We start from the raw sequence: 19615 nt of genomic DNA, 5'->3' as shown, positions 1-19615 counted from the left end.
GTTTCCCTCTCCCCCGACCCCTCTCCTGCGAGTGGAGAGGGGAGATTCGTGAGTCGCTGACGCGACTTTCATGGGAAGTAGGTGGCGCCCTGTATACGGCAAGGTCTGCGCTCAGCCCGGATCGGCGAGCAGGAAGTTCTGGACGATGCGCACCTGTGATTCCTCGAGGAACATCGGCGCATGCCCGACCGCCGGCACTTCGACGAGCTGGGCCTGCGGCCCGCGGGTCGTCATCTCGGCGGCGGTATCGTGCAGCAGGATGTCCGATTGCGCGCCGCGCAACACCAGCGTTGGGCAGCGGATCGCGTCGTACATCGGCCAGAGGTTGATTTCCTTGGCTTCGAGGAAGGCCTTCTGATAGGGCTGGGCGATAGCGCGGTCATAGTTCATCTCGAAGCCACCGTCAGGTTTCGCACGTGTGCCGACGACGGTCATGAAGCGCCACTGCGCGTCGGTGAGGGCGCCAAACGGCGCACAAACAGTGCGCACGTAGGCTTCGGCTGTGGCCAGATCGGCGAAATCCGGGGCCTTGCCGAGATATTCGCCAATGCGCTGCAGGGCGTCGATACCGATCGTCGGTCCGACGTCGTTGAGCACCAGTCGGCTGATTGGCGAACCCGGCAGGCTCGAAAGAAACATGCCGATCAGGCCGCCCATCGAAGTTCCCAACCAGTGCACCGAGTCGACAGCAAGGCGGGCGATCAGCGTCATCATGTCGTTGGCGTAGATGGGCAGGCCGTAGTCGTCGGCGACGAACAGGCGATCGCTGCGCCCACGCCCGACGACATCCGGGCAGACGACCCGGTAATCGTTGGCCAGGGCGTTGGCCAGTACGTCAAAATCGCGGCCGTTGCGGGTCAGGCCGTGTACGCAGATCAACACGCGTGGATTCGCCGGGTCGCCCCACTCGACGTACGCCATGCGGTGCAGGCCATGTGGTCCCAGGCAGCACACCGAAGCCTCACGCATCTCGTGCAGACGACCGCCGGCCGCCTGGCCGGGCCGTGAGGTCACCACCAGTTCTTCGAATTCCTTGAGTATTGCCATGATTGAGCCCCGATGTCGTTCAGTGATTTGGATCGAAACTTGTAACTCCCTGATCCCATGCCAGATGGGCAGCATGTCGGCCGGAGGGCCGTGGCCGATACTGCCCTGCGGCAGGATCCGGAAATTCAATGATGCCATTGAGAGTATCCTCGCATCGGGCAAGCGAAGTCAATCGCCGCCTGCCGGCATGCCGCATCTTCACCAGAGATTCCGCCCGCACCAGGACCATTCAGGCCAGAACCTCGTGACCCGGCGCCATGCGCGGCAAGGTCAAGGTGAAATTTCCGTCCGGTGTAATCCAGACAGAAACTGTCCTATGCTTGTCCGGTTCGTGAGGCTGATCCGCCGGAAGCGCGATTATAGCGGTCCCGGCTGCTCGCGACCCTTCCTTGATTCGCATCCCCGATGCGGTTGGATTTTCCGTCTTCCCTTGGCTATACTTTTGAAATTGGCGTTGTTATTCTTGGCGGTCATGACTTTTCCAGGCACCCCGATCATGAAAGTCATGGCCGTTTTCCCCTCCCCCGTGAGGGGGAGGGGAGCCCTTCGACAAAGCTCAGGGCAGGATTTGTGAGTCGCTGACACGACTTTCAGATTAATTTTTCGTCCTCCGGATCGCAGTGCGGCCGGTGGGCATCGTCAAGAAAAGGGGAATGCTCATGACGCACAGGACTCACGCGGTAATTGATCGCACGCTCGACTCGGTACTGAAGCGATTTGCGATACCCACCATCTTCGCGTTGACTACGAGCATCGCGCCCGTCACGGCTGCGGCGCAGGGCGTCGAGCGCAGTGGCAAGGATGTGGTGGAGGAATCCTGCTTCGCCTGCCACGGCAGTGGCGCGAATGGCGCGCCGAAGATCGGTGACAAGCAGGCTTGGGCAAAACGTGCATCCCAGGGCCTGACCGGGCTCACAAAAAATGCGCTCAATGGCATCCGGCAGATGCCGCCGCATGGCGGAAATACCAATCTCACGGATACCGAAATCGAGCGCGCGATTACCTACATGGTGAATCAATCGGGCGGCAACTGGACGGAGCCAGTCAGCAGAACGGCCCGGGTACCCGAGCGTACCGGCGAGCAGATCGTGCAGGCACGGTGTGTCAAATGCCACCAGACGGGCGAGGGCGGCGCTCCAAGGATCGGCGATCGGGAAGCCTGGATACCACGCGTCAAAGAGGGGCTCGATGTCGTCGTGCGGTCGGCGATCCAGGGGCATGGCGGCATGCCTGCCCGCGGCGGCCAGGCCGACCTTACCGACGCCGAAATACGCAGCGCGATCGTCTACATGTTCAACAAGGGCACCGTGCAAACAGGGAGCACTGCGGCGGCTGTGGCGGCTGCGCCGGCGATGAGAGCCGATGGCATGCACAAGGTCATCGCGGGGACCGAAATCGATCTGGGCATTGTGTCCGCGGAATCGATACGCGCACGGCATCCGACTCCGGACTACGAGAGTTCGATGCATGGGGGTATCCCCAGCGGCAAGGCCTATTACCACTTGAACATTTCGTTGCGTAACAGCGATAACAAAGCCGCCATCAAGGATGCCGAAGTCGAGGCGCGCGTCGCCAATCCGGTAACCGGGGTCGAAACGAAGAAACTCGAACTCATGGAGATCGGCAGTGCCATAAGTTACGGCAACTATTTCCGGATGCCAGAGAAAACTCCCTACACGATCATGGTGCAGGTTCGCAAGCCAGGCAGTTCGCAGGCGATCGAGGCCAAATTCGACTTCAAGCACGACTGACACTTACGCGTGCCGCCATGGCACGCCGGTGCTCGACGCGGCAAGACATGAGCTAGGGCTCACGCCAGCGTTCTGCTGCTCCCTCGGGCGGCTGTCATCTTTTCGTAACATGACAGACCTATTCTCTGGCCGTTCACCCCGCCCACGAACACGAGCCCAGACCCATGAGTGATCACCTCAGCAAACAGTTCGACCTCGAACTTGAAAACATTGGTAGCCGCATCCTGCAGATGGGGAGCCTGGTCGAAAGACAGGTGCTGACGGCGATCGAGGCCTTCAGCAGCGGAAATCTCGAGGCCCTGCAGCAGGTGATTGACGATGAGCGCCAGGTGAACGCCGATGAAGTCGGTATCGACGAGGACTGCACACTGCTGATCGCCCGCCGGCAACCCGCGGCGGGCGATTTACGCCTGATTCTGGCCATTTTACGGATCGTGACCGACCTCGAGCGGATCGGCGACAAGGCCTGCGAGATTGCCACCATGTCGCGGGCGCTGCGTCTGGCCGGTGATCGACGCATCCCGCGACTGTCCGACCTGGACCATTGCGGACGGCTCGCCACTGACATGCTGCGGGCAGCGCTCGACTCCTTGGCTCGGCGGGACGTCGATGCTGCTCGCCAGGTCATCGGCATGGACGTGGCGGTCGATACCTCTTTCGACGCCATCCTGCGGCAACTGCTGACCTATATGCTCGAAGAGCCGCGCACGATTGCTGAAGCGCTCGACGTCATCTGGATCGCCAAGGCCATCGAACGGGTTGGCGATCACGCAACCAACATCGCCGAGGATGTCGTCTATATCGTCAGCGGCATCGACATTCGGCACACGACTCCCAGGCAAGCGGACGAGGCATGACACCGGCTGGTTTCGGGTTTGCCGCTGATCGCCGTCGTCACAATCCCGCAATGATCGACCGATAGACTGCCGCAATACCCAACTGACGACCTTACTGTCTGGAGATTGAAAAATGAAATCCCATCGCACCCTGTGCAAGCTGTCTACCCTGGCCGCAGCTCTGTCTCTGAGCTTTTCCGCGCTGGCTGCCGACATTACCGGCGCCGGCGCCACCTTCCCTTATGCCGTGTACACCAAGTGGGCCGAGGCCTATCAGACTGCCACCAAAAACCGGGTGAACTATCAGGGCATCGGTTCTTCCGGCGGCGTCAAGCAGATCAAGGCCAGGACCGTGGACTTCGGCGGCACCGACGCCCCGCTGAGCGAGCCTGATCTTGACGCTGCCGGTCTGGTACAGGTCCCGACCGTGATGGGCGGCGTGACCATCGTGATCCATGTTCCCGGTATAGAGTCTGGCAAACTGAAACTCGATGGTCCCTTGGCCGCCGAGATCTTCCGCGGTGCCATCAGGAAATGGAACGATCCGGCCATTGCCAGTCAGAACCCTGGTCTCAAACTGCCTGATCTGGCCATTACCGTGGCTTTCCGTTCCGACGGCTCCGGCACCACCTACGTTTTTTCCAATTACCTGGCCAGGCAGTCAGCGTCGTTCAAGAGCGAGGTCGGTGCCGGCAATACGGTGAACTGGCCTGCCAACGGCGTCGGCGGCAAGGGCAACCCCGGTGTCGCTGCCAACGTGCAGAAGATTGCCGGTGCCATTGGCTATGTCGACATCGCCGATGCCACCAAGAACAAGATGAACTTCGTGGCCCTGAAGAACAAGTCCGGCCACTACATCGTCCCAACCCAGGACGCCATCGAGGCGGCTGCCGCCGGCGCCAACTTCAAGGTCAAGGGCATGGCTCCCGACCTGCTTGACCAGGCTCACAAGGACGCCTGGCCGATCACCAGCGCCACCTACATTCTTGCCTACGAGAAGGGTGCCGATGCTGCCAAGCAAAAAGGCGTGGTCGACTTCTTTGGCTGGGCACTGAACAACGGCCAGAAGATGGCCGAGGATCTGGGTTTCGTGCCGCTACCTGCGAGCGTGGTAAAGATGGTCGAAACCGAGATGAAGAACATCAAATAAGGTTGTCGGGCGAAACCTGCCCGCAAACTGTTGCGGCGGCGACCTTTGGAAACCGCCTCTCCACGTGAGGAATGATCGCCATGAGCGCCGTGATGATGACCAGCCAGCCAGTAAGCCTTGATCTTCAGGCCCGACAGGTCAGGAAGTTCAAGCTGCAGGACACGATCTTCCATCAGGTGACGCTGCTGTTCGCAATGATTGTGTTGGCCGCACTCGCAGGCATATTGATCGCCCTGGCTCTCGAAGCGCTACCGGCGTTCAGGGAATTCGGCGCAGCTTTCCTGTGGACCAATGTCTGGAACGTGCCGGAAGAGCAGTTCGGCGCGCTCAGCGCCATTTACGGCACCGTGGTGAGCTCGGTCATTGCGCTGTTCATCGCCGTGCCGGTGAGTTTCGGCATTGCCCTGTTCCTCACCGAAACCTGCCCGGTTTGGCTGCGCCGTCCGCTCGGCACGGCCATCGAACTGCTGGCCGGGGTGCCTTCGATCATCTATGGCATCTGGGGGCTGTTCGTTTTTGCGCCGCTGTTCGCCAGACATGTGCAACCGTATCTGCAAACGCTCTTCGGCGACCTGCCGGTGATCGGCGGCTGGTTTGCCGGTCCGCCGATCGGCGTCGGTATTCTCACCGCCGGCATCGTACTGTCGCTGATGGTGATTCCGTTCGTGGCCTCGGTGATGCGTGACGTCTTTGAAACCGTGCCGGCACAACTCAAGGAATCGGCGTACGGCATCGGTTGCACCACCTGGGAAGTCGTCACCGGTGTGGTCTTGCCCTACACCCGCGTCGGCGTCATTGGCGGCATCATGCTGGGCCTGGGCCGGGCACTCGGAGAAACGATGGCCGTCACCTTCGTGATCGGCAACGCCAACCGCATCGTCGGCAGCCTGTTCGCACCGGGAACCTCGATCGCCTCGACGCTGGCTAATGAATTCGGAGAAGCCAACCCTGGCCTGCATATTTCCGCCTTGTTCGCCCTTGGTCTGGTCCTTTTCGTCATCACCTTTGTCGTGCTGGCAATCTCCCGCTGGTTGGTTCGGCGCGGCATTGCCAGGCAAGGGATATGAGAAGGTAGCAAGGAGCCCTGCCATGAATCGCTATTCCCGTCGCATCCTGACCAACCGCATCGGCATTGGCCTGTCGATGGCGGCGATGACCTTCGGCCTGCTCGCTCTGCTGTGGATCCTGTGGACCCTGTTCTATAACGGCTTCGCGGCGCTGAGCTGGGATTTGTTCACCCAGGACACTCCGGCACCCGGCAGTGAAGGCGGCGGTTTGCGTAATGCCATCGTCGGCAGCCTGCTGATCGTTGGCGTCACCACCCTGGTCTCCACACCGATCGGTATTCTCGCCGGCATTTACCTGGCCGAATTCGGCAGTAGATCCCGATTCGCCGCCACCACCCGTTTCGTGACCGACATCATGCTGTCGGCGCCTTCGATCGTCGTCGGACTGTTCGTCTATGCCTTGGCGGTGGCGACCCTGGGCGGCTTCTCCGGCTGGGCGGGGTCGCTGGCCTTGTCGCTGATCGCCATTCCGGTGGTGGTGCGAACGACCGAGAACATGCTGCTGCTGGTCCCCGGCAGCCTGCGCGAGGCGGCGTTCGCGGTCGGCGCGCCGCACTGGCAGGTGTCCTTGAAAGTCACCCTGCCCGCGGTCAAGGCGGGTGTGCTGACCGGTATCCTGCTGGCCATCGCCCGTGTCACCGGAGAAACCGCGCCGCTCTTGTTTACCGCGCTGAACAACCAGTTCTACAGTACCGACATGTCACAACCGATGGGCAATCTGCCGGTGGTGATCTTCCAGTTCGCGATGAGCCCCTACGACAACTGGGTGAACCTGGCTTGGGGCGGTGCGCTGCTGATTGCCCTGATGGTGCTCGCGATCAACATCGTCGCACGCGTCCTGTTCCGCAAGAAATCCTCAGACTAGACCCGGAGTTTCCAATCAATGTCCGCCCTTCAACAAGCTGTCGACGGCGAAGCCATTCTGGCCGTCCGTGACCTGAGTTTCTATTACGGCGACTTCCGTGGTCTGAACCAGGTTTCCCTGGATATTCTGAAAAACAAAGTCACGGCGTTCATCGGTCCTTCCGGTTGCGGCAAGTCCACCCTGTTGCGGACCTTCAACCGCATGTACGATCTCTATCCGGGCCAGCGCGCGGAAGGGCAGATCATCTTCCATGGCAGTAACCTGCTGGACAGGAAGCAGGATGTGAATCTGCTGCGTGCCAGGATTGGCATGGTGTTCCAGAAGCCGACGCCGTTCCCGATGACCATCTACGAAAACATCGCTTTCGGTGTGCGGCTTTACGAACCTCTGGCAAAATCCGACATGGACGAGCGCGTCGAATGGGCCTTACGCAAAGCGGCGCTGTGGGAAGAAACCAGGAACAAGTTGCAACAGAGCGGCCTGTCGCTGTCGGGTGGCCAGCAGCAGCGCTTGTGTATCGCTCGCACCATTGCGGTCAAACCCGATGTCGTGCTGCTGGACGAACCGACCTCCGCACTGGATCCGCTGTCCACTGCCAAGATCGAGGAGTTGATCAACGAACTCAAGTCCGAATACTCGATCGCGATCGTCACCCACAACATGCAGCAGGCGGCGCGCATCTCCGATTACACGGCATTCATGTATATCGGTGAATTGATCGAGTTTGGCAATACCCGGGAGTTGTTCGTCAAGCCAAAACAGCAGCACACCGAGGATTACATTACCGGGCGCTTTGGTTGATGCCGCCAGGCCGGACCTGCCTTCCTGCAGCCACATGCTTTTCGTATCCCGCATGCGTGACTCCACTTTTTCAAAATATGAGGCCAGTTCCATGAGCAGTCATCTCAGCAAGCAGTTCGATCTCGAACTGGAAAGCATCCGTACCCGCATCCTGCAGATGGGTGGTCTGGTCGAGAGGCAGTTGATGGCAGCGATCGATGCCTTCAACACCGGCAATATCGAGGCGATGCAGGAGATCATCCGCACCGATAGTGAGGTGGATGCTTTTGAAGTCGACATCGACGAGGACTGCACGCTGCTGATCGCACGCCGGCAACCCACCGCTCGCGATCTGCGGCTGGTGATGGCCATCTCGCGAATCGTGACCGACCTCGAACGTAGTGGTGACAAGGCGGCCAAAATCGCCAACAAGTCGCGCAAGCTGCATCGCGCCGGCAGCCAGCGCATCCCGCGACTGACCGACCTGCATCATTGCGGGGGTCTGGTCACCACGATGCTCCAGGGTGCGCTCGACTCGCTGGCCCGCATGGATGTCGATGCTGCCCGCCAGGTGATCCAGGCGGACAAGGAAATCGACGCCGTCTTCAACTCGATCCTGCGGCAACTGGTCACCTACATGATGGAAGACCCGCGCACGATCGGCGAAGCGCTCGACATCATCTGGATCGCCAAGGCCATCGAACGGGTTGGCGATCACGCGACCAATATCGCCGAAAACGTCATCTACACCGTCAGCGGCATCGACGTTCGGCACACCGGCAGCGCCGCCAGGAAAGCGGAGAAGGCATGAACACCTCGGTTTCCAGCCTGCCAATGGTGCTCGTCGTCGAGGACGACAAAGGCATTCAGGAGCTTCTGCGCTTCACGCTCGTCTGCGGCAGCTACCAGCCGGTCTGTGCCGACACCGCCGAAGAGGCCGAAACGGTGTTGCGTGAAACATTGCCCGACATTGCGCTGATCGACTGGATGTTGCCCGGTAAGTCCGGGCTGGCGCTGATTGGCAAGCTCCGCAACGAACGACGAACGCGCAGCATGCCGATCATCCTGTTGACCGCACGTGGCGAGGAAGCAGATCGTGTTGCCGGGCTGGAAGGCGGCGCCGACGATTACATCGTCAAGCCCTTCAGCCCGAAGGAACTGCTGGCGCGCGTGCAGGCGGTACTGCGCCGCTGCGCCCCAGAGTTTGTCAAGGGCACGCTGAGTGCTGGTCCGATCGAGCTGGACACGGTCAGCCACGAAGCGCGCGTTACGGGCCGGCGGATCACCCTGACCCCGACCGAATTCCGGCTGCTGCGTTTCCTGATGGCCAATGCCGGACGCGTCTACACGCGCCAGCAACTGCTCGACAACGTCTGGGGCGATCACGTCTATATCGAAGACCGCACGGTCGACATCCACATCCGGCGGCTACGTGTCGCCCTCGGGCCAGCCGCCGAGCAGATGGTCGAGACCGTGCGCGGTACCGGTTACAAGCTCAGCACCTCGCCCGCATCCCAGCCACAGGTGCCGTGAGAGCTGCCGGATCGGGTTTCTCGAAGATCCTGCTGACCGGTGTTCTGCCGATCGTTGGCCTGGCGCTGCTGCTCGGGGTGATCAATGGTGCAACCTGGGGCTGGGCGACAGCGGCGCTCGGCCTGCTGCTGATCGTTCTGATGCAGACCCGGCGGCTGACGATACTGGCGGCGTGGCTCGATGCCCCGGAGCACGCCAATGTGCCAGACGCCGGTGGTGCCTGGGGCGAGGTCTTCGTCAAGCTGTCGCACAGGTTGCACCAGGACGCCTGCCGGGTCGAGGAGGTCGAGGCCGGACTGCGATCGTTCCAGGAGGCCATGGACGCCGTTCCTGATGGCCTGGTGATCCTCAACGCCAGTCACCAGATCCAGTGGAGCAATCGTACCGCCGGCGAACATCTGGGGGTTCAGCTGCCGCGCGATGGCGGCGCGATCATCGAGCAACTGGTGCGCACACCAGGCTTCGCCGATTACCTCGATAGCCCCGACGGCCATTCTCCCTTCATCCTCCAGTCGCCGGCGGTGCGCAGCCGCGTCTATGCCATCCGGGCCGTACCCCTGGGGGAGCACAGCCATCTGCTGATCAGCCTCGATGTGACCGATGCTCGCCGCGTCGAAGCGATGCGCAGCACCTTCGTCGCCAATGTGTCGCACGAACTGCGGACGCCCCTGACCGTGGTCAGTGGTTTTCTGGAACACTTCACCGACGATGGCGCGATGAGTGCCGAGCAGCGGCTGCACTTCGCGCGCATCATGAGTGACCAGACAAAACGCATGCTGAGTCTGGTCGATGATCTGCTGACTTTGTCCAGGCTCGAAGCGGAGGATGCACCAGCAAGTGAAGAGAATGTCGACATGCACGAACTGCTGGCCCAGTTGCTGTCCGAAGCGCAGAGCCTCAGCGAAGGCCGGCATGGCCTCGAAGTTCGTTGCGACGGTCCGGCCTTGCGGGGAAACCGCAAGGAATTGCACAGCGCTTTCGGCAATCTGGTTTCCAACGCCATTCGCTACACGCCGGCCGGCGGCAAGATTCGCATCGAATGGGGAACCCGCGATCGGGTCGGCGTCTTTTCCGTGCATGACTCCGGCGTCGGCATTCCCGCCGAACATCTGCCTCGCCTGACCGAACGCTTCTACCGCGTCGACCGGGGTCGCTCGCGCGATACCGGCGGCACCGGTCTCGGTCTGGCCATCGTCAAACACATCCTGCTACGTCATCAGGCAGCCCTGCAGATCGAGTCGAGGGTCGGCGAGGGCAGCACTTTCCGCGCCGAGTTTCCGGCCTGGCGGTTGCCGCCGTTGGCCTGACGGTGATGACTTTTCCAGGCTCCCCGATCATGAAAGTCATGACCGTTTCCCGCTTCCCCAGGCCGATTCCTTTCCTTGCACTGCCCAGACGTTGACCACATACCCGGACTGGGGTATACGATACAAGGGGGTGTGCGCCGGCTGATGAGAGTGCATCGGACCAGCGACCAAGCCGGTATCGGGGGGCCTTCGGTCAGGCCCGGAGCGATTGAGAAACCTGGAGGAGTGGTGATGGAACGTGAAGCAATGGACTATGATGTAGTGATTGTCGGCGCGGGTCCGGCGGGTTTGAGCGCAGCGATTCGCCTCAAACAGCTGAATCCAGACCTGGCGGTGATGGTGCTGGAGAAGGGGTCGGAGGTCGGTGCCCACATCCTTTCGGGCGCCCTCTTCGAGAGCCGGCCGCTCGATGAACTGCTGCCCGACTGGCAGGACAGAGGAGCCCCGCTGAAGACCCCGGTCAGCGAGGATCAGGTCTATCTCTATCGCAGCGAGACCTCGGCAGTGAAGCTGCCCAATTTTGCCGTCCCGGCACCGATGCACAACAACGGCAACTGGATCATCAGTCTCGGCAGTCTCTGTCGCTGGCTCGCCGGGCAGGCCGAGGCGCTGGGGGTCGAGATTTTCCCAGGTTTTGCCGCGGCCGAGATTCTCTACCACGACGACGGTTCGGTCAAAGGCGTGGCTACCGGCGACATGGGCCGTGACAAGCACGGCGCAGAGAAGGACAGTTTCCAGCCTGGCCTCGAGTTGCACGCCAAATACACGCTGTTTGCCGAGGGGGCACGCGGCCAGCTCGGCAAGGAGCTGCTCGCCCGCTACGATCTTGCCGCCAACGCAACCGCCCAGCACTATGGTCTGGGGATCAAGGAACTCTGGCAGATCGATCCCGCGAAACACCAGCCCGGGCTGGTGGTCCATGGCGCCGGCTGGCCGCTCAGCGAGCACGGCGCGACCGGGGGTTCATTCCTCTACCACATGGAAGATCATCAGGTCGTGGTGGGCCTGATCGTTGATCTCAATTACGCCAACCCCTATCTCTCACCCTTCGAGGAATTTCAACGCTTCAAGTCGCAGGCCAAGATCAGACCGTATCTCGAAGGGGGAAAGCGCCTTTGCTACGGAGCGCGGGCGATTACCAAGGGCGGGCTGAACAGCCTGCCGAAACAGACTTTCCCTGGCGGGTTGCTGCTCGGCTGTGATGCTGGTACGCTGAATTTCGCCAAGATCAAGGGGGTGCACACCGCAATGAAGTCGGGAATGCTGGCCGCCGAGACGGTCCATGCGGCGCTGCAGACCGGAGACCAGGGGCGCAGCGATCTCGTGGCTTACGAGCAGGCCTTCAAGGACAGCTGGCTGTATGCCGAACTCTACCGGGCACGCAATTTCGGTCCGGCCCTGCACAAGTTCGGCACTTTCATGGGCGGCGCATTCAACTGGATTCAGCAGAATCTTTTCGGTGGCCGCATGTTCTTTACACTCAAGGACAAGACCAGCGACCATGAGCAACTCGCCCCGGCTGCCCGCTATCAGCCCATCCCGTACGCCAAACCGGACGGCCAGCTGACTTTCGACCGGCTGTCATCGGTCTTCGTCTCCAACACGGCGCACGAGGAAGAACAGCCCATACATTTGCAGTTGCTCGACAGTACCAAGGCCATCTCGATCAATTACAAGGAATATGCTTCACCGGAGCAGCGTTACTGCCCGGCGGGCGTGTATGAGATCGTCGAGGAGGCCGGGGGCGCGCGCCTGCAGATCAACGCGTCCAATTGCCTGCACTGCAAGACCTGTGACATCAAGGACCCGACGCAGAACATCCGTTGGGTAGCTCCTGAAGGCGGCGGCGGGCCCAACTATCCCAATATGTGAGTGCTGGGATGGGTCGGTGAGGACGCTGCCTGTGCGAATCAGCCGTGACCGTGAACGTCGTCGAGCGGCTCACGATGCCGACCGGCCTGCTCGGCCAGTGCCCAGGCGACATGCTCGCGCAGCAGCGGTGATGGGTCGTTCTGGCGCGCTGCCAGAGCCGCGACGATCGCCGGCGAGCTGCGGGCGTTGCCGAGCGCGACGGCGATATTGCGCAGCCAGCGCTGGTGTCCGATCCTGCGAATCGCGCTGCCCGCCAGGCGCGTGTTGAATTCGTCTTCGCTCCAGGCGAAGAGGGTGGTCAGTGGCGTCGCATCGAGACCATTGCGAACTGCAAAATCGGCATCGCCAATCCGGGCGAAGCGGTTCCACGGGCAACATAACTGGCAGTCGTCGCAGCCGTAGATACGGTTGCCGATCAAGGGACGCAGCGCTACCGGGATGGCTCCCGGCAATTCGATCGTCAGGTAGGAAATGCACAAGCGCGCGTCGACTTCGTAGGGTGCGACGATCGCCGCGGTGGGGCAGGCATCGAGGCAACGCCGGCAGTCACCGCAGTGATCATGGATCGCCTGGTCGGGTGGCAGCGGCAGGGTGGTGTAGATCTCGCCGAGAAAATGCCAAGATCCCTCGCGCGTCAACGACAGCGTATGCTTGCCGCGCCAGGCGATGCCCGCCTGCACTGCGAACTCGGTCTCCATGACCGGGGCCGAATCGGAAAACGCACGGCAGGCAAAAGGCGCGGCCAGTCCCAGCGACGCGGCTTCGTGACGGAGGCGGTCGATGAGCTTCTGTAGTCGGCTGCGAACCGTTCTGTGATAGTCGCGCCCCAGCGCATAGCGCGAGACGTAGGCGAGTTCGCCGTCGGCGAGTTGCACCTGCGCATCGGCGGCTGCAGGCCAGTAGGGCAGGCGGACCGAAATGACCGATAGCACCTCCGGCAACAAGAGCTCTGGCGCGGCGCGCAAGGCGGCGTGTTTGGCCATATAATCCATCTCGCCGTGGCGGCCGAGTGCCAGCCAGCGCATCAGCCACGGCGTGGCCGTGGCAACCTGAGCGCGGGCAATGCCGATCGAGGCAAAGCCGAGTTCCTGTGCGCATTGCCTGATCCGTCTGACGACCTGGGCATAATCGGTCTGGCCTTCTGCCAGACTCGCGCCTGTTTGGGAGTTCCCTGCGTGCATGATCCGGATGATAAGCAATCTACGCTGACCCTGCACCTGCCAGATGAGGTGGCGACCGCTGCCTTTGGCCGCCAACTGGCACCGCTGCTCCATCCTGGCATGGTGGTCTGGCTCGATGGCGACCTCGGCGCCGGCAAGACGACGCTGGTGCGCGCACTGTTGCGTGCACGCCATCATGCAGGGCCGGTCAGAAGTCCGACCTATACATTGGTTGAAATTTATGTGATTTCGAGGATATACTGGTATCACTTTGATTTCTATCGTTTCAACTTTCCAGAAGAGTTTTTGGATGCAGGGCTTGCCGAGTACTTCCGCGACGATGCCATATGCTTGGTCGAGTGGCCTGAAAAGGCTGCTGGCTACGTACCGCTCCCCGATCTGGTCGTTCGCTTCCAGTTTGCCGAGCGTGGGCGGCTGCTCGGTGTCTTTGCGTCTAGCGTGGAGGGAAAAGAATGTCTGAAAGCGCTGCAGAGCGGCTGGCCGGACGCCGCAAGCTGATCAAGTTTACCGGTGCGTCCTTACTGCTGACGGTCAGTCCGCTGTCGACCGCCGCTGCCAACCGCAACCCGGGCGTTCTGGCGGTACGCATCTGGCCGGCACCAGACTATACGCGGGTGGCGATCGAACACGGATCCCCCCTGAAATATACCCATTTCATCGTCAAGGACCCGGAGCGCCTGGTCGTCGACCTCGAAGGCATCGAGTTGAACAATGTGCTCGAAAGCCTGGGAAACAAGGTCGCTGCCAACGATCCCAACATCAAGCTGTTGCGGGCCGGGCGTTACAAGCCCGGCGTCGTCCGCCTGGTCATGGAACTCAAAGGCGAGGTCAATCCGCAGGTTTTCGTCCTGCCGCCGGTGGGGGGGTACGGGCATCGACTGGTTGTCGACGTGTATCCCCTGAACCCGCCCGATCCGCTGCTTTCGCTGCTTGACAACAAGGAGCCTCGACCCGCAGCGCTCGAAAGTCGGCCCACCAGCAAACCGGATACCCGTCCGGAGCTACCTGCAGAAGCCAGGGCGGAAACGAAATCCGAGTTGAAATCCGAGTTGAAATCCGAGTTGAAACCAGAGTTGAAATCCGAGCCACAGCCAGTTGCCGAGCAGAAAGCTGCGTCCAGGCGTCATGGCCGGCCGGTGGTCGATCGCCTGGTAACCATCACCCTGGATCCGGGACATGGCGGCGAGGATCCGGGAGCCGTCGGGAGCGGCGGCAGCCTGGAAAAGAACGTCACACTGGCGGTGGCCAAGCGCTTGCGGGCCAAGATCGAGTCCGAACCCAACATGCGCGCGGTGCTCACGCGCGACTCGGATTTCTTCGTTCCATTGCATGCACGGGTGCAGAAAGCCAGGCGAATTCAGTCCGACCTGTTCGTTTCGATTCATGCCGACGCTTTCGTCCGCCCGGATGCCAACGGCTCGTCGGTCTTCGTTCTCTCGGAGAGTGGCGCTTCGAGTTCCGCTGCACGCTATCTGGCGCAGAAGGAAAACGCTGCCGATCTGATCGGCGGCGTGAATATCGACGTCAAGGATCCCGTCCTGGCCCGTACGCTGCTCGACCTCTCGCAAACCGCAACGATCAACGACAGCCTCAAGCTGGGCAAGGCCGTTCTTGGCGAGATCGGCGGCATCAACCGGCTGCACAAGGCCAGCGTCGAGCAGGCCGGCTTCGCCGTTCTCAAGGCCCCCGACATTCCCTCGATCCTCGTCGAGACCGCTTTCATCTCGAATCCCGAAGAAGAGAAGCGGCTGAACGATGACTCCTACCAGGACAAGATGGCCGAAGCGATTTTCTCGGGGATCAAGAAATATTTCGCCAAGAATCCCCCTCTGGCCAAGTCGACGCTGGCGAGACTGGACTAACATTCCCCATCTCGTTGTGAGCACGAGCTGACTTCTCAAAAAGTCCGGGGGACGCGGCTTTCCGGCGGATGATATCGGCAAGCGTTTCGATGCGGCCGGCATGAAAAGAAGGTCGTTGAGGAGCACTCAAGCTCGCCGTCGCCCGTATAGCCGCGCCAGTTCAGCAAGGCGTCTGGAGTGCGTATCATCGACCTGCTGCCAGCTGAAGCGCCACTCCCAGGATCCCTCGCCGAGGCCCGGCGCGTTCATGCGGTGTGTCGAATCGAGGCCGAGCACGTCCTGCATGGGAATGACGCACAGCGAGGCGACCGAGGAACAGGCGAGGCGGATCAGTTGCCAGTGTATTTCTTCGCTGCTTTCGTCGCCGACACCCAGGTAGGAGCGCACATAATCCTGCTCCGGGTGGCTGAGCGACTCCCACCAGCCGCGGCTGGTGTCGTTGTCATGGGTGCCTGTATAGACCACCGTGTTGGCTTCGTAGTTGTGCGGTAGGTAGGGGTTTTTGGCGTCGCCGTCGAAAGCAAACTGCAGGATGCGCATGCCGGGCAGACCGATGGCCAGGCGCAGGGCATTGACTGCGGGGGTGATGATGCCGAGATCCTCGGCGATGATGCGCAGCCGACCTTGCGCGTCGCTCAGCTCGCGGCGCATGGCGTTGAACACGGCTTCGCCCGGGCCGGGCCGCCAGATCCCGTTGACGGCTGTCTTGGCCGCGGCAGGAATTTCCCAGAATGACTCGAAACCGCGAAAATGATCGATGCGCACGACGTCGCAAAGCCTCATCGTTTGCCGCATCCGCTCGACCCACCAGCGATAATCTTCAGCCGCGTGTGCCGACCAGCGGTACAGCGGGTTGCCCCAGCGCTGCCCGGTGGCGCTGAAGTAATCCGGGGGCACGCCAGCCACCACGCGTGGATGTCCTTTCTTGTCGAGGTCGAATAGCTGTGGATTCGCCCACACATCGGCGCTGTGCGCGGCGACGAAGATCGGCAGGTCGCCGACGAGTTCGATGTGGCGAGCATTGGCGTAGTGCTTGAGCGCCGACCATTGCTCGAAGAAGCGCCACTGGCAGAACTTCCAGAAGTCGATTTCTTCGGCATGCTGGCGCCGGGCTTCAATGAGCGCTGCCGGCTGGCGTTGAGCCAGCGGCGCAGGCCAATCCTGCCACATCCGGTCATCACCGCCGTGGGCGATGTCGAGTGCCATGAACAGCGCATAGTCGTCAAGCCAGCCACGCGCAGCGGCACAGAAGCCTTCGAAGGCCAGGCGCTGACCAACGCTCTGGTGGCTGAAGAAGTGTTTGGCGGCACGTCGCAGGTGGGCAATCCGGAAGTGCCGTACCGCGTCGTAATCGACCCGCCCTGTAGAAAAAGCGGGGAGCGACCTGAGATCGGCCTCGCTGATCCAGCCGGCGTCGCGCAACTGGCACAGATCGATCAGCAGTTCATTGCCAGCAAAAGCTGAAGGGCTGATGTACGGCGAGTTGCCTGGCCCGACACTGCCGAGTGGCAGTACCTGCCATACCGACTGGCCGGCGCCAACCAGCCAGTCGACGAAATGATACGCCGCCGGGCCGAGGTCGCCAGAGCCATGCGGTCCGGGCAGCGAGGTGGGATGCAAGAGAATACCGTTATGTCGGGGAAGTGAGGTGGTCATGCGAGTCCTTTGTCTCGACTGAGTGCGTGGGGGTCAAAAATGACGTTACTTCGTGCTTGCCTGGCGAAGGTGGATCACAGTTCGAGGAGCTTGCGGGTATGGCGCGCGATCATCAGTTCCTCGTTGGTTGGTACCACCCATGCCGATACCCTGCTGCCGGCGCTGCTGATACGTGCGCTTCCCCGTTCATTGGCTGCCGGGTCGAGGTCGATTCCCAGCCATTGCGCCTGCTCACAGACGAGTTGCCGGATGCGGGCGCTGTTCTCGCCGATGCCGGCGGTAAACACCAGGGCGTCGAGGCCGCCGAGCACCGCTGCAAGCGCGCCGAGTTCGCGCTTGATGCGGTAGATGAAGTGGTCGATCGCCAATCTGGCGCGCGGTTCCTCACTGGCCAGCAGAACGCGCATGTCATTACCGATGCCGGACAGGCCGAGCAGGCCGGAGCGCTTGTAGAGCAGGTCTTCGATCTGTCTGGCGGAGAGACCCTCCTGCTGTAGAAGGTAGAGGACGATTCCGGGGTCCATGTTGCCCGGTCGAGTACCCATCATCAGGCCGTCGAGCGCGGTGAAGCCCATCGAACTGCCGACGCTGCGACCGTTGAGCAGCGCGCACATGCTCGCACCGCTGCCGAGATGCGCCACCACGACCCGCCCGCTGGCGATTTCAGGCGCGATCGTCGGCAGGGTTGCCGCAATGTATTCGTAGGACAAACCATGAAAGCCGTAACGCCGGATACCCCGCTCGTAGTATTCGTAGGGCAGACCATACAACTGTCCGACCATATCCTGTGTGCGGTGAAAGGCGGTATCGAAGCAGGCCACCTGTGGCAACTCCGGCTGCACGGCCTGCACCGCGCGGATCGCGGCGAGATTGTGCGGCTGGTGCAAGGGCGCGAGCGGCACGAAAGCCGCGAGCGCGTCCATCGCCTGTGGCGTGATCAGGAGCGGTGCCGAATAATCCGGCCCACCATGCACCACGCGGTGGCCGACACCGGCCAGAACCTGTCCCGCGAAGCGTGAACGCAGGAGCGTGGCGATTTCCTGCAGAGCCTCTTCATGGTTCGTGATTTCGCTGTTTGGCCAGCGCACATCGGCGATGCTCCGGCCACTGCCATCTTTCGCTTTCAGGCGCGGGGCCGTGCCGAGACCTTCTACCTGGCCGACCGCCCTGACGCGCATCTCACCCGTGTCCGGCAGCTCGAAAACCGAGAACTTCAGGCTTGACGAGCCGGCGTTGATGACCAGAATCACCTGTTCCATTTCAGCCTCCGCCCTTCGTCAAGCCATCCACCATCGGCACGCTGGCCATCAGGCAGGCAACCGCGCAGGAAGCCAGCTTGGTCCGCTTGTTGTCGGCACGGCTGGTCAGGATGATCGGCACACGCGCGCCGAGAACGATGCCGGCGCCGTCGGCATGACTCATGAAGGTCAGTTGCTTGGCGAGGATGTTGCCGGCCGCGAGATCAGGGACGACCAGGATATCCGGATCGCCAGCAACCGGGGAATCGATTTTCTTCATCCGTGCAGCTTCCTTGCTGATTGCGTTGTCGAGTGCCAGCGGCCCATCGAGAATGGCACCGGAGATCTGGCCGCGGTCGGCCATCTTGCACAGCGAGGCGGCGTCGGTGGTGCACGCCATCCGGGAATTGATCGTTTCGACCGCGCAGATGATCGCCACCTTGGGGCGGGCGATGCCGAGGACATGCGCCAGATCGATCGCGTTCTGGCAGATGTCGCGCTTGGTGTCGAGATCGGGAGAAATGTTGATCGCCGCATCGGTGACGATCAATGGCTTGTGGTAGGTCGGCACGTCCATCAGGAAGGCGTGCGTGATGCGCCGTTCGGTACGCAGGCCGGTTTCCCTGCTGACCACTTCGGCCATCAGTTCGTCGGTATGCAGGCTGCCTTTCATCAACGCTGCAGCCTGTCCGAGGCGGACCAGTTCAACGGCACGGAAGGCCGCGGCATGGCTGTGCGGCACGTCTTCGAGGCGGATGCCGGTGAGGTCGAAACCCTGTTGTTCGGCAAGCGTACGGATGCGCGCCAGCGGACCCACCAGGATGGCCTCGATCAGGCCCTCGCGGCTGGCTTCGAGGGCGGCGCCAAGAGAAGATTCGTCACAGGGATGTGCCACCGCGACGGCTACCGGCGGCAGTTGCCGGCAGCGCCCGACAAAATTCTCCAGGTTGTCGTGGCTCTGGATCGATACCTGTGCAGCGTCCGGGCGTTCCATGGTGATTTTCACCTTGGGCGCGATGACGCGGGCAGAGCCGGTCATCACCGTCTCGCCGCGGGCATTGACGCAGCGGCAGTCAAAAGTGACGCGACGGGTTTCGGCATGCTTCTCACGCACCGTGATGCTCAGCGTGATCTGTTCGCCGATGGTGACTGGCGCGTGGAACTCGAGATCCTGCCCGGCGTACACTGTGCCCGGGCCGGGAAGCTGATTACCGAGCAGTCCGGAAACCTGGGCGCCCAGCCACATGCTGTGCGCGCTCAGATCGCCGGGGCCGAGCTGTTTGTCCAGTTCGGAGTCGAGGTGGGTCGGACTGATCTCGCCTGAAACCGCAGCGAAAAGCTGCACGTCCTGCAAGGTCAGCGTATGGCTGATACTCGCCGTATCGCCGATGTGAATTTCGTCGAAGCAGCGGTTCTGGAGGGTTTCCGGGCTCATCTGTGTGCTCTTTGCGCTGGAGGGTGGAGGCGGGA

General features: G+C 61.7%; 17 protein-coding genes. 12 read left to right on the top strand and 5 right to left on the bottom strand.

What is annotated here, in order from left to right; all coding sequences use genetic code 11:
* Positions 1-111: 111 nt before the first annotated feature.
* Positions 112-1047: an alpha/beta fold hydrolase gene (locus V5B59_RS09445; RefSeq protein ID WP_211203502.1), complete on the bottom strand. Its 936-nt coding sequence runs from the start codon at positions 1045-1047 to the stop codon at positions 112-114.
* A 629-nt stretch (positions 1048-1676) separates the two neighbouring features.
* Between V5B59_RS09445 and V5B59_RS09440 the strand changes: the two genes are divergently transcribed.
* The 10 genes from V5B59_RS09440 (at position 1677) to V5B59_RS09395 (ending at position 12208) form a co-directional block, all read left to right on the top strand.
* On the top strand, positions 1677-2798 hold the full coding sequence (locus V5B59_RS09440; protein WP_169071625.1) for a c-type cytochrome: 1122 nt from the start codon (positions 1677-1679) through the stop codon (positions 2796-2798).
* Between the two features lie 164 nt (positions 2799-2962).
* Complete coding sequence (gene phoU / locus V5B59_RS09435) at positions 2963-3655, top strand: phosphate signaling complex protein PhoU (protein ID WP_169071626.1); 693 nt, start codon at positions 2963-2965, stop codon at positions 3653-3655.
* A 112-nt stretch (positions 3656-3767) separates the two neighbouring features.
* Entirely contained in the window at positions 3768-4784 is a 1017-nt protein-coding gene (pstS, locus tag V5B59_RS09430; protein ID WP_034911038.1) for a phosphate ABC transporter substrate-binding protein PstS, read from the top strand.
* A gap of 80 nt (positions 4785-4864) precedes the next feature.
* The gene (pstC, locus tag V5B59_RS09425; RefSeq protein WP_169071627.1) at positions 4865-5851 is read left to right on the top strand and encodes a phosphate ABC transporter permease subunit PstC; all 987 of its coding nucleotides are present in this window, start codon (positions 4865-4867) and stop codon (positions 5849-5851) included.
* Positions 5852-5873: 22 nt separating this feature from the next.
* Positions 5874-6716, top strand: a complete 843-nt coding sequence (gene pstA, locus V5B59_RS09420; protein ID WP_034917702.1) for a phosphate ABC transporter permease PstA — start codon at positions 5874-5876, stop codon at positions 6714-6716.
* Between the two features lie 18 nt (positions 6717-6734).
* The gene (gene pstB / locus V5B59_RS09415) at positions 6735-7517 is read left to right on the top strand and encodes a phosphate ABC transporter ATP-binding protein PstB (protein ID WP_034917701.1); all 783 of its coding nucleotides are present in this window, start codon (positions 6735-6737) and stop codon (positions 7515-7517) included.
* Positions 7518-7608: 91 nt separating this feature from the next.
* The gene (phoU, locus tag V5B59_RS09410) at positions 7609-8307 is read left to right on the top strand and encodes a phosphate signaling complex protein PhoU (protein WP_034917698.1); all 699 of its coding nucleotides are present in this window, start codon (positions 7609-7611) and stop codon (positions 8305-8307) included.
* Complete coding sequence (gene phoB / locus V5B59_RS09405; RefSeq protein ID WP_211203503.1) at positions 8304-9029, top strand: phosphate regulon transcriptional regulator PhoB; 726 nt, start codon at positions 8304-8306, stop codon at positions 9027-9029. Before phoU (V5B59_RS09410) ends, phoB begins: the two co-directional genes overlap by 4 nt.
* The gene (phoR, locus tag V5B59_RS09400; protein ID WP_169071628.1) at positions 9026-10336 is read left to right on the top strand and encodes a phosphate regulon sensor histidine kinase PhoR; all 1311 of its coding nucleotides are present in this window, start codon (positions 9026-9028) and stop codon (positions 10334-10336) included. The genes phoB and phoR overlap by 4 nt, the downstream gene beginning before the upstream one ends.
* 231 nt (positions 10337-10567) lie before the next feature.
* Positions 10568-12208, top strand: coding sequence for an electron transfer flavoprotein-ubiquinone oxidoreductase (locus V5B59_RS09395; protein ID WP_332351825.1), 1641 nt, complete (start codon positions 10568-10570; stop codon positions 12206-12208).
* 38 nt (positions 12209-12246) lie between these two features.
* Here the strand turns inward: V5B59_RS09395 and queG are convergent, their stop codons facing one another.
* Positions 12247-13389 (bottom strand): tRNA epoxyqueuosine(34) reductase QueG, encoded by a 1143-nt coding sequence (gene queG, locus V5B59_RS09390; RefSeq protein ID WP_169071629.1) that lies wholly within the window; start codon positions 13387-13389, stop codon positions 12247-12249.
* Between queG and tsaE the strand changes: the two genes are divergently transcribed.
* Together tsaE and V5B59_RS09380 are read left to right on the top strand one after the other, a co-directional pair.
* Positions 13384-13887, top strand: a complete 504-nt coding sequence (gene tsaE / locus V5B59_RS09385) for a tRNA (adenosine(37)-N6)-threonylcarbamoyltransferase complex ATPase subunit type 1 TsaE (protein ID WP_169071630.1) — start codon at positions 13384-13386, stop codon at positions 13885-13887. The genes queG and tsaE overlap by 6 nt on opposite strands.
* Positions 13842-15251, top strand: a complete 1410-nt coding sequence (locus V5B59_RS09380) for an N-acetylmuramoyl-L-alanine amidase (protein ID WP_169071631.1) — start codon at positions 13842-13844, stop codon at positions 15249-15251. The genes tsaE and V5B59_RS09380 overlap by 46 nt, the downstream gene beginning before the upstream one ends.
* A gap of 126 nt (positions 15252-15377) precedes the next feature.
* Here the strand turns inward: V5B59_RS09380 and malQ are convergent, their stop codons facing one another.
* From malQ to V5B59_RS09365, 3 genes are all read right to left on the bottom strand, one after another.
* Positions 15378-16907 (bottom strand): 4-alpha-glucanotransferase, encoded by a 1530-nt coding sequence (gene malQ / locus V5B59_RS09375; RefSeq protein ID WP_169071632.1) that lies wholly within the window; start codon positions 16905-16907, stop codon positions 15378-15380.
* Positions 16908-16981: 74 nt separating this feature from the next.
* Positions 16982-18166, bottom strand: a complete 1185-nt coding sequence (locus tag V5B59_RS09370) for an acetate/propionate family kinase (RefSeq protein WP_034909002.1) — start codon at positions 18164-18166, stop codon at positions 16982-16984.
* 1 nt (position 18167) lies between these two features.
* Positions 18168-19580, bottom strand: a complete 1413-nt coding sequence (locus V5B59_RS09365) for a bifunctional enoyl-CoA hydratase/phosphate acetyltransferase (protein ID WP_169071633.1) — start codon at positions 19578-19580, stop codon at positions 18168-18170.
* Positions 19581-19615 lie beyond the last annotated feature (35 nt).

The sequence above is a fragment of the Candidatus Accumulibacter contiguus genome (assembly GCF_036625285.1).
Taxonomy (GTDB): Bacteria; Pseudomonadota; Gammaproteobacteria; order Burkholderiales; family Rhodocyclaceae; genus Accumulibacter; species Accumulibacter contiguus.
The sequence above is the reverse complement of the archived record's forward strand: the minus strand, read 5'-3'. Positions and strand labels throughout refer to the sequence as shown.

What these genes read in the sequence shown, in the direction of transcription:
- phoB (WP_211203503.1), top strand. Translation starts at nt 8,304, where the DNA reads ATGAACACCTCGGTTTCCAGCCTGCCAATGGTGCTCGTCGTCGAGGAC.
- V5B59_RS09370 (WP_034909002.1), bottom strand. Translation starts at nt 18,166, where the DNA reads ATGGAACAGGTGATTCTGGTCATCAACGCCGGCTCGTCAAGCCTGAAG.
- V5B59_RS09445 (WP_211203502.1), bottom strand. Translation starts at nt 1,047, where the DNA reads ATGGCAATACTCAAGGAATTCGAAGAACTGGTGGTGACCTCACGGCCC.
- pstC (WP_169071627.1), top strand. Translation starts at nt 4,865, where the DNA reads ATGAGCGCCGTGATGATGACCAGCCAGCCAGTAAGCCTTGATCTTCAG.
- pstA (WP_034917702.1), top strand. Translation starts at nt 5,874, where the DNA reads ATGAATCGCTATTCCCGTCGCATCCTGACCAACCGCATCGGCATTGGC.
- V5B59_RS09365 (WP_169071633.1), bottom strand. Translation starts at nt 19,580, where the DNA reads ATGAGCCCGGAAACCCTCCAGAACCGCTGCTTCGACGAAATTCACATC.
- malQ (WP_169071632.1), bottom strand. Translation starts at nt 16,907, where the DNA reads ATGACCACCTCACTTCCCCGACATAACGGTATTCTCTTGCATCCCACC.
- V5B59_RS09380 (WP_169071631.1), top strand. Translation starts at nt 13,842, where the DNA reads ATGTCTGAAAGCGCTGCAGAGCGGCTGGCCGGACGCCGCAAGCTGATC.
- phoU (WP_169071626.1), top strand. Translation starts at nt 2,963, where the DNA reads ATGAGTGATCACCTCAGCAAACAGTTCGACCTCGAACTTGAAAACATT.
- phoU (WP_034917698.1), top strand. Translation starts at nt 7,609, where the DNA reads ATGAGCAGTCATCTCAGCAAGCAGTTCGATCTCGAACTGGAAAGCATC.
- V5B59_RS09395 (WP_332351825.1), top strand. Translation starts at nt 10,568, where the DNA reads ATGGAACGTGAAGCAATGGACTATGATGTAGTGATTGTCGGCGCGGGT.
- queG (WP_169071629.1), bottom strand. Translation starts at nt 13,389, where the DNA reads ATGCACGCAGGGAACTCCCAAACAGGCGCGAGTCTGGCAGAAGGCCAG.
- pstB (WP_034917701.1), top strand. Translation starts at nt 6,735, where the DNA reads ATGTCCGCCCTTCAACAAGCTGTCGACGGCGAAGCCATTCTGGCCGTC.
- pstS (WP_034911038.1), top strand. Translation starts at nt 3,768, where the DNA reads ATGAAATCCCATCGCACCCTGTGCAAGCTGTCTACCCTGGCCGCAGCT.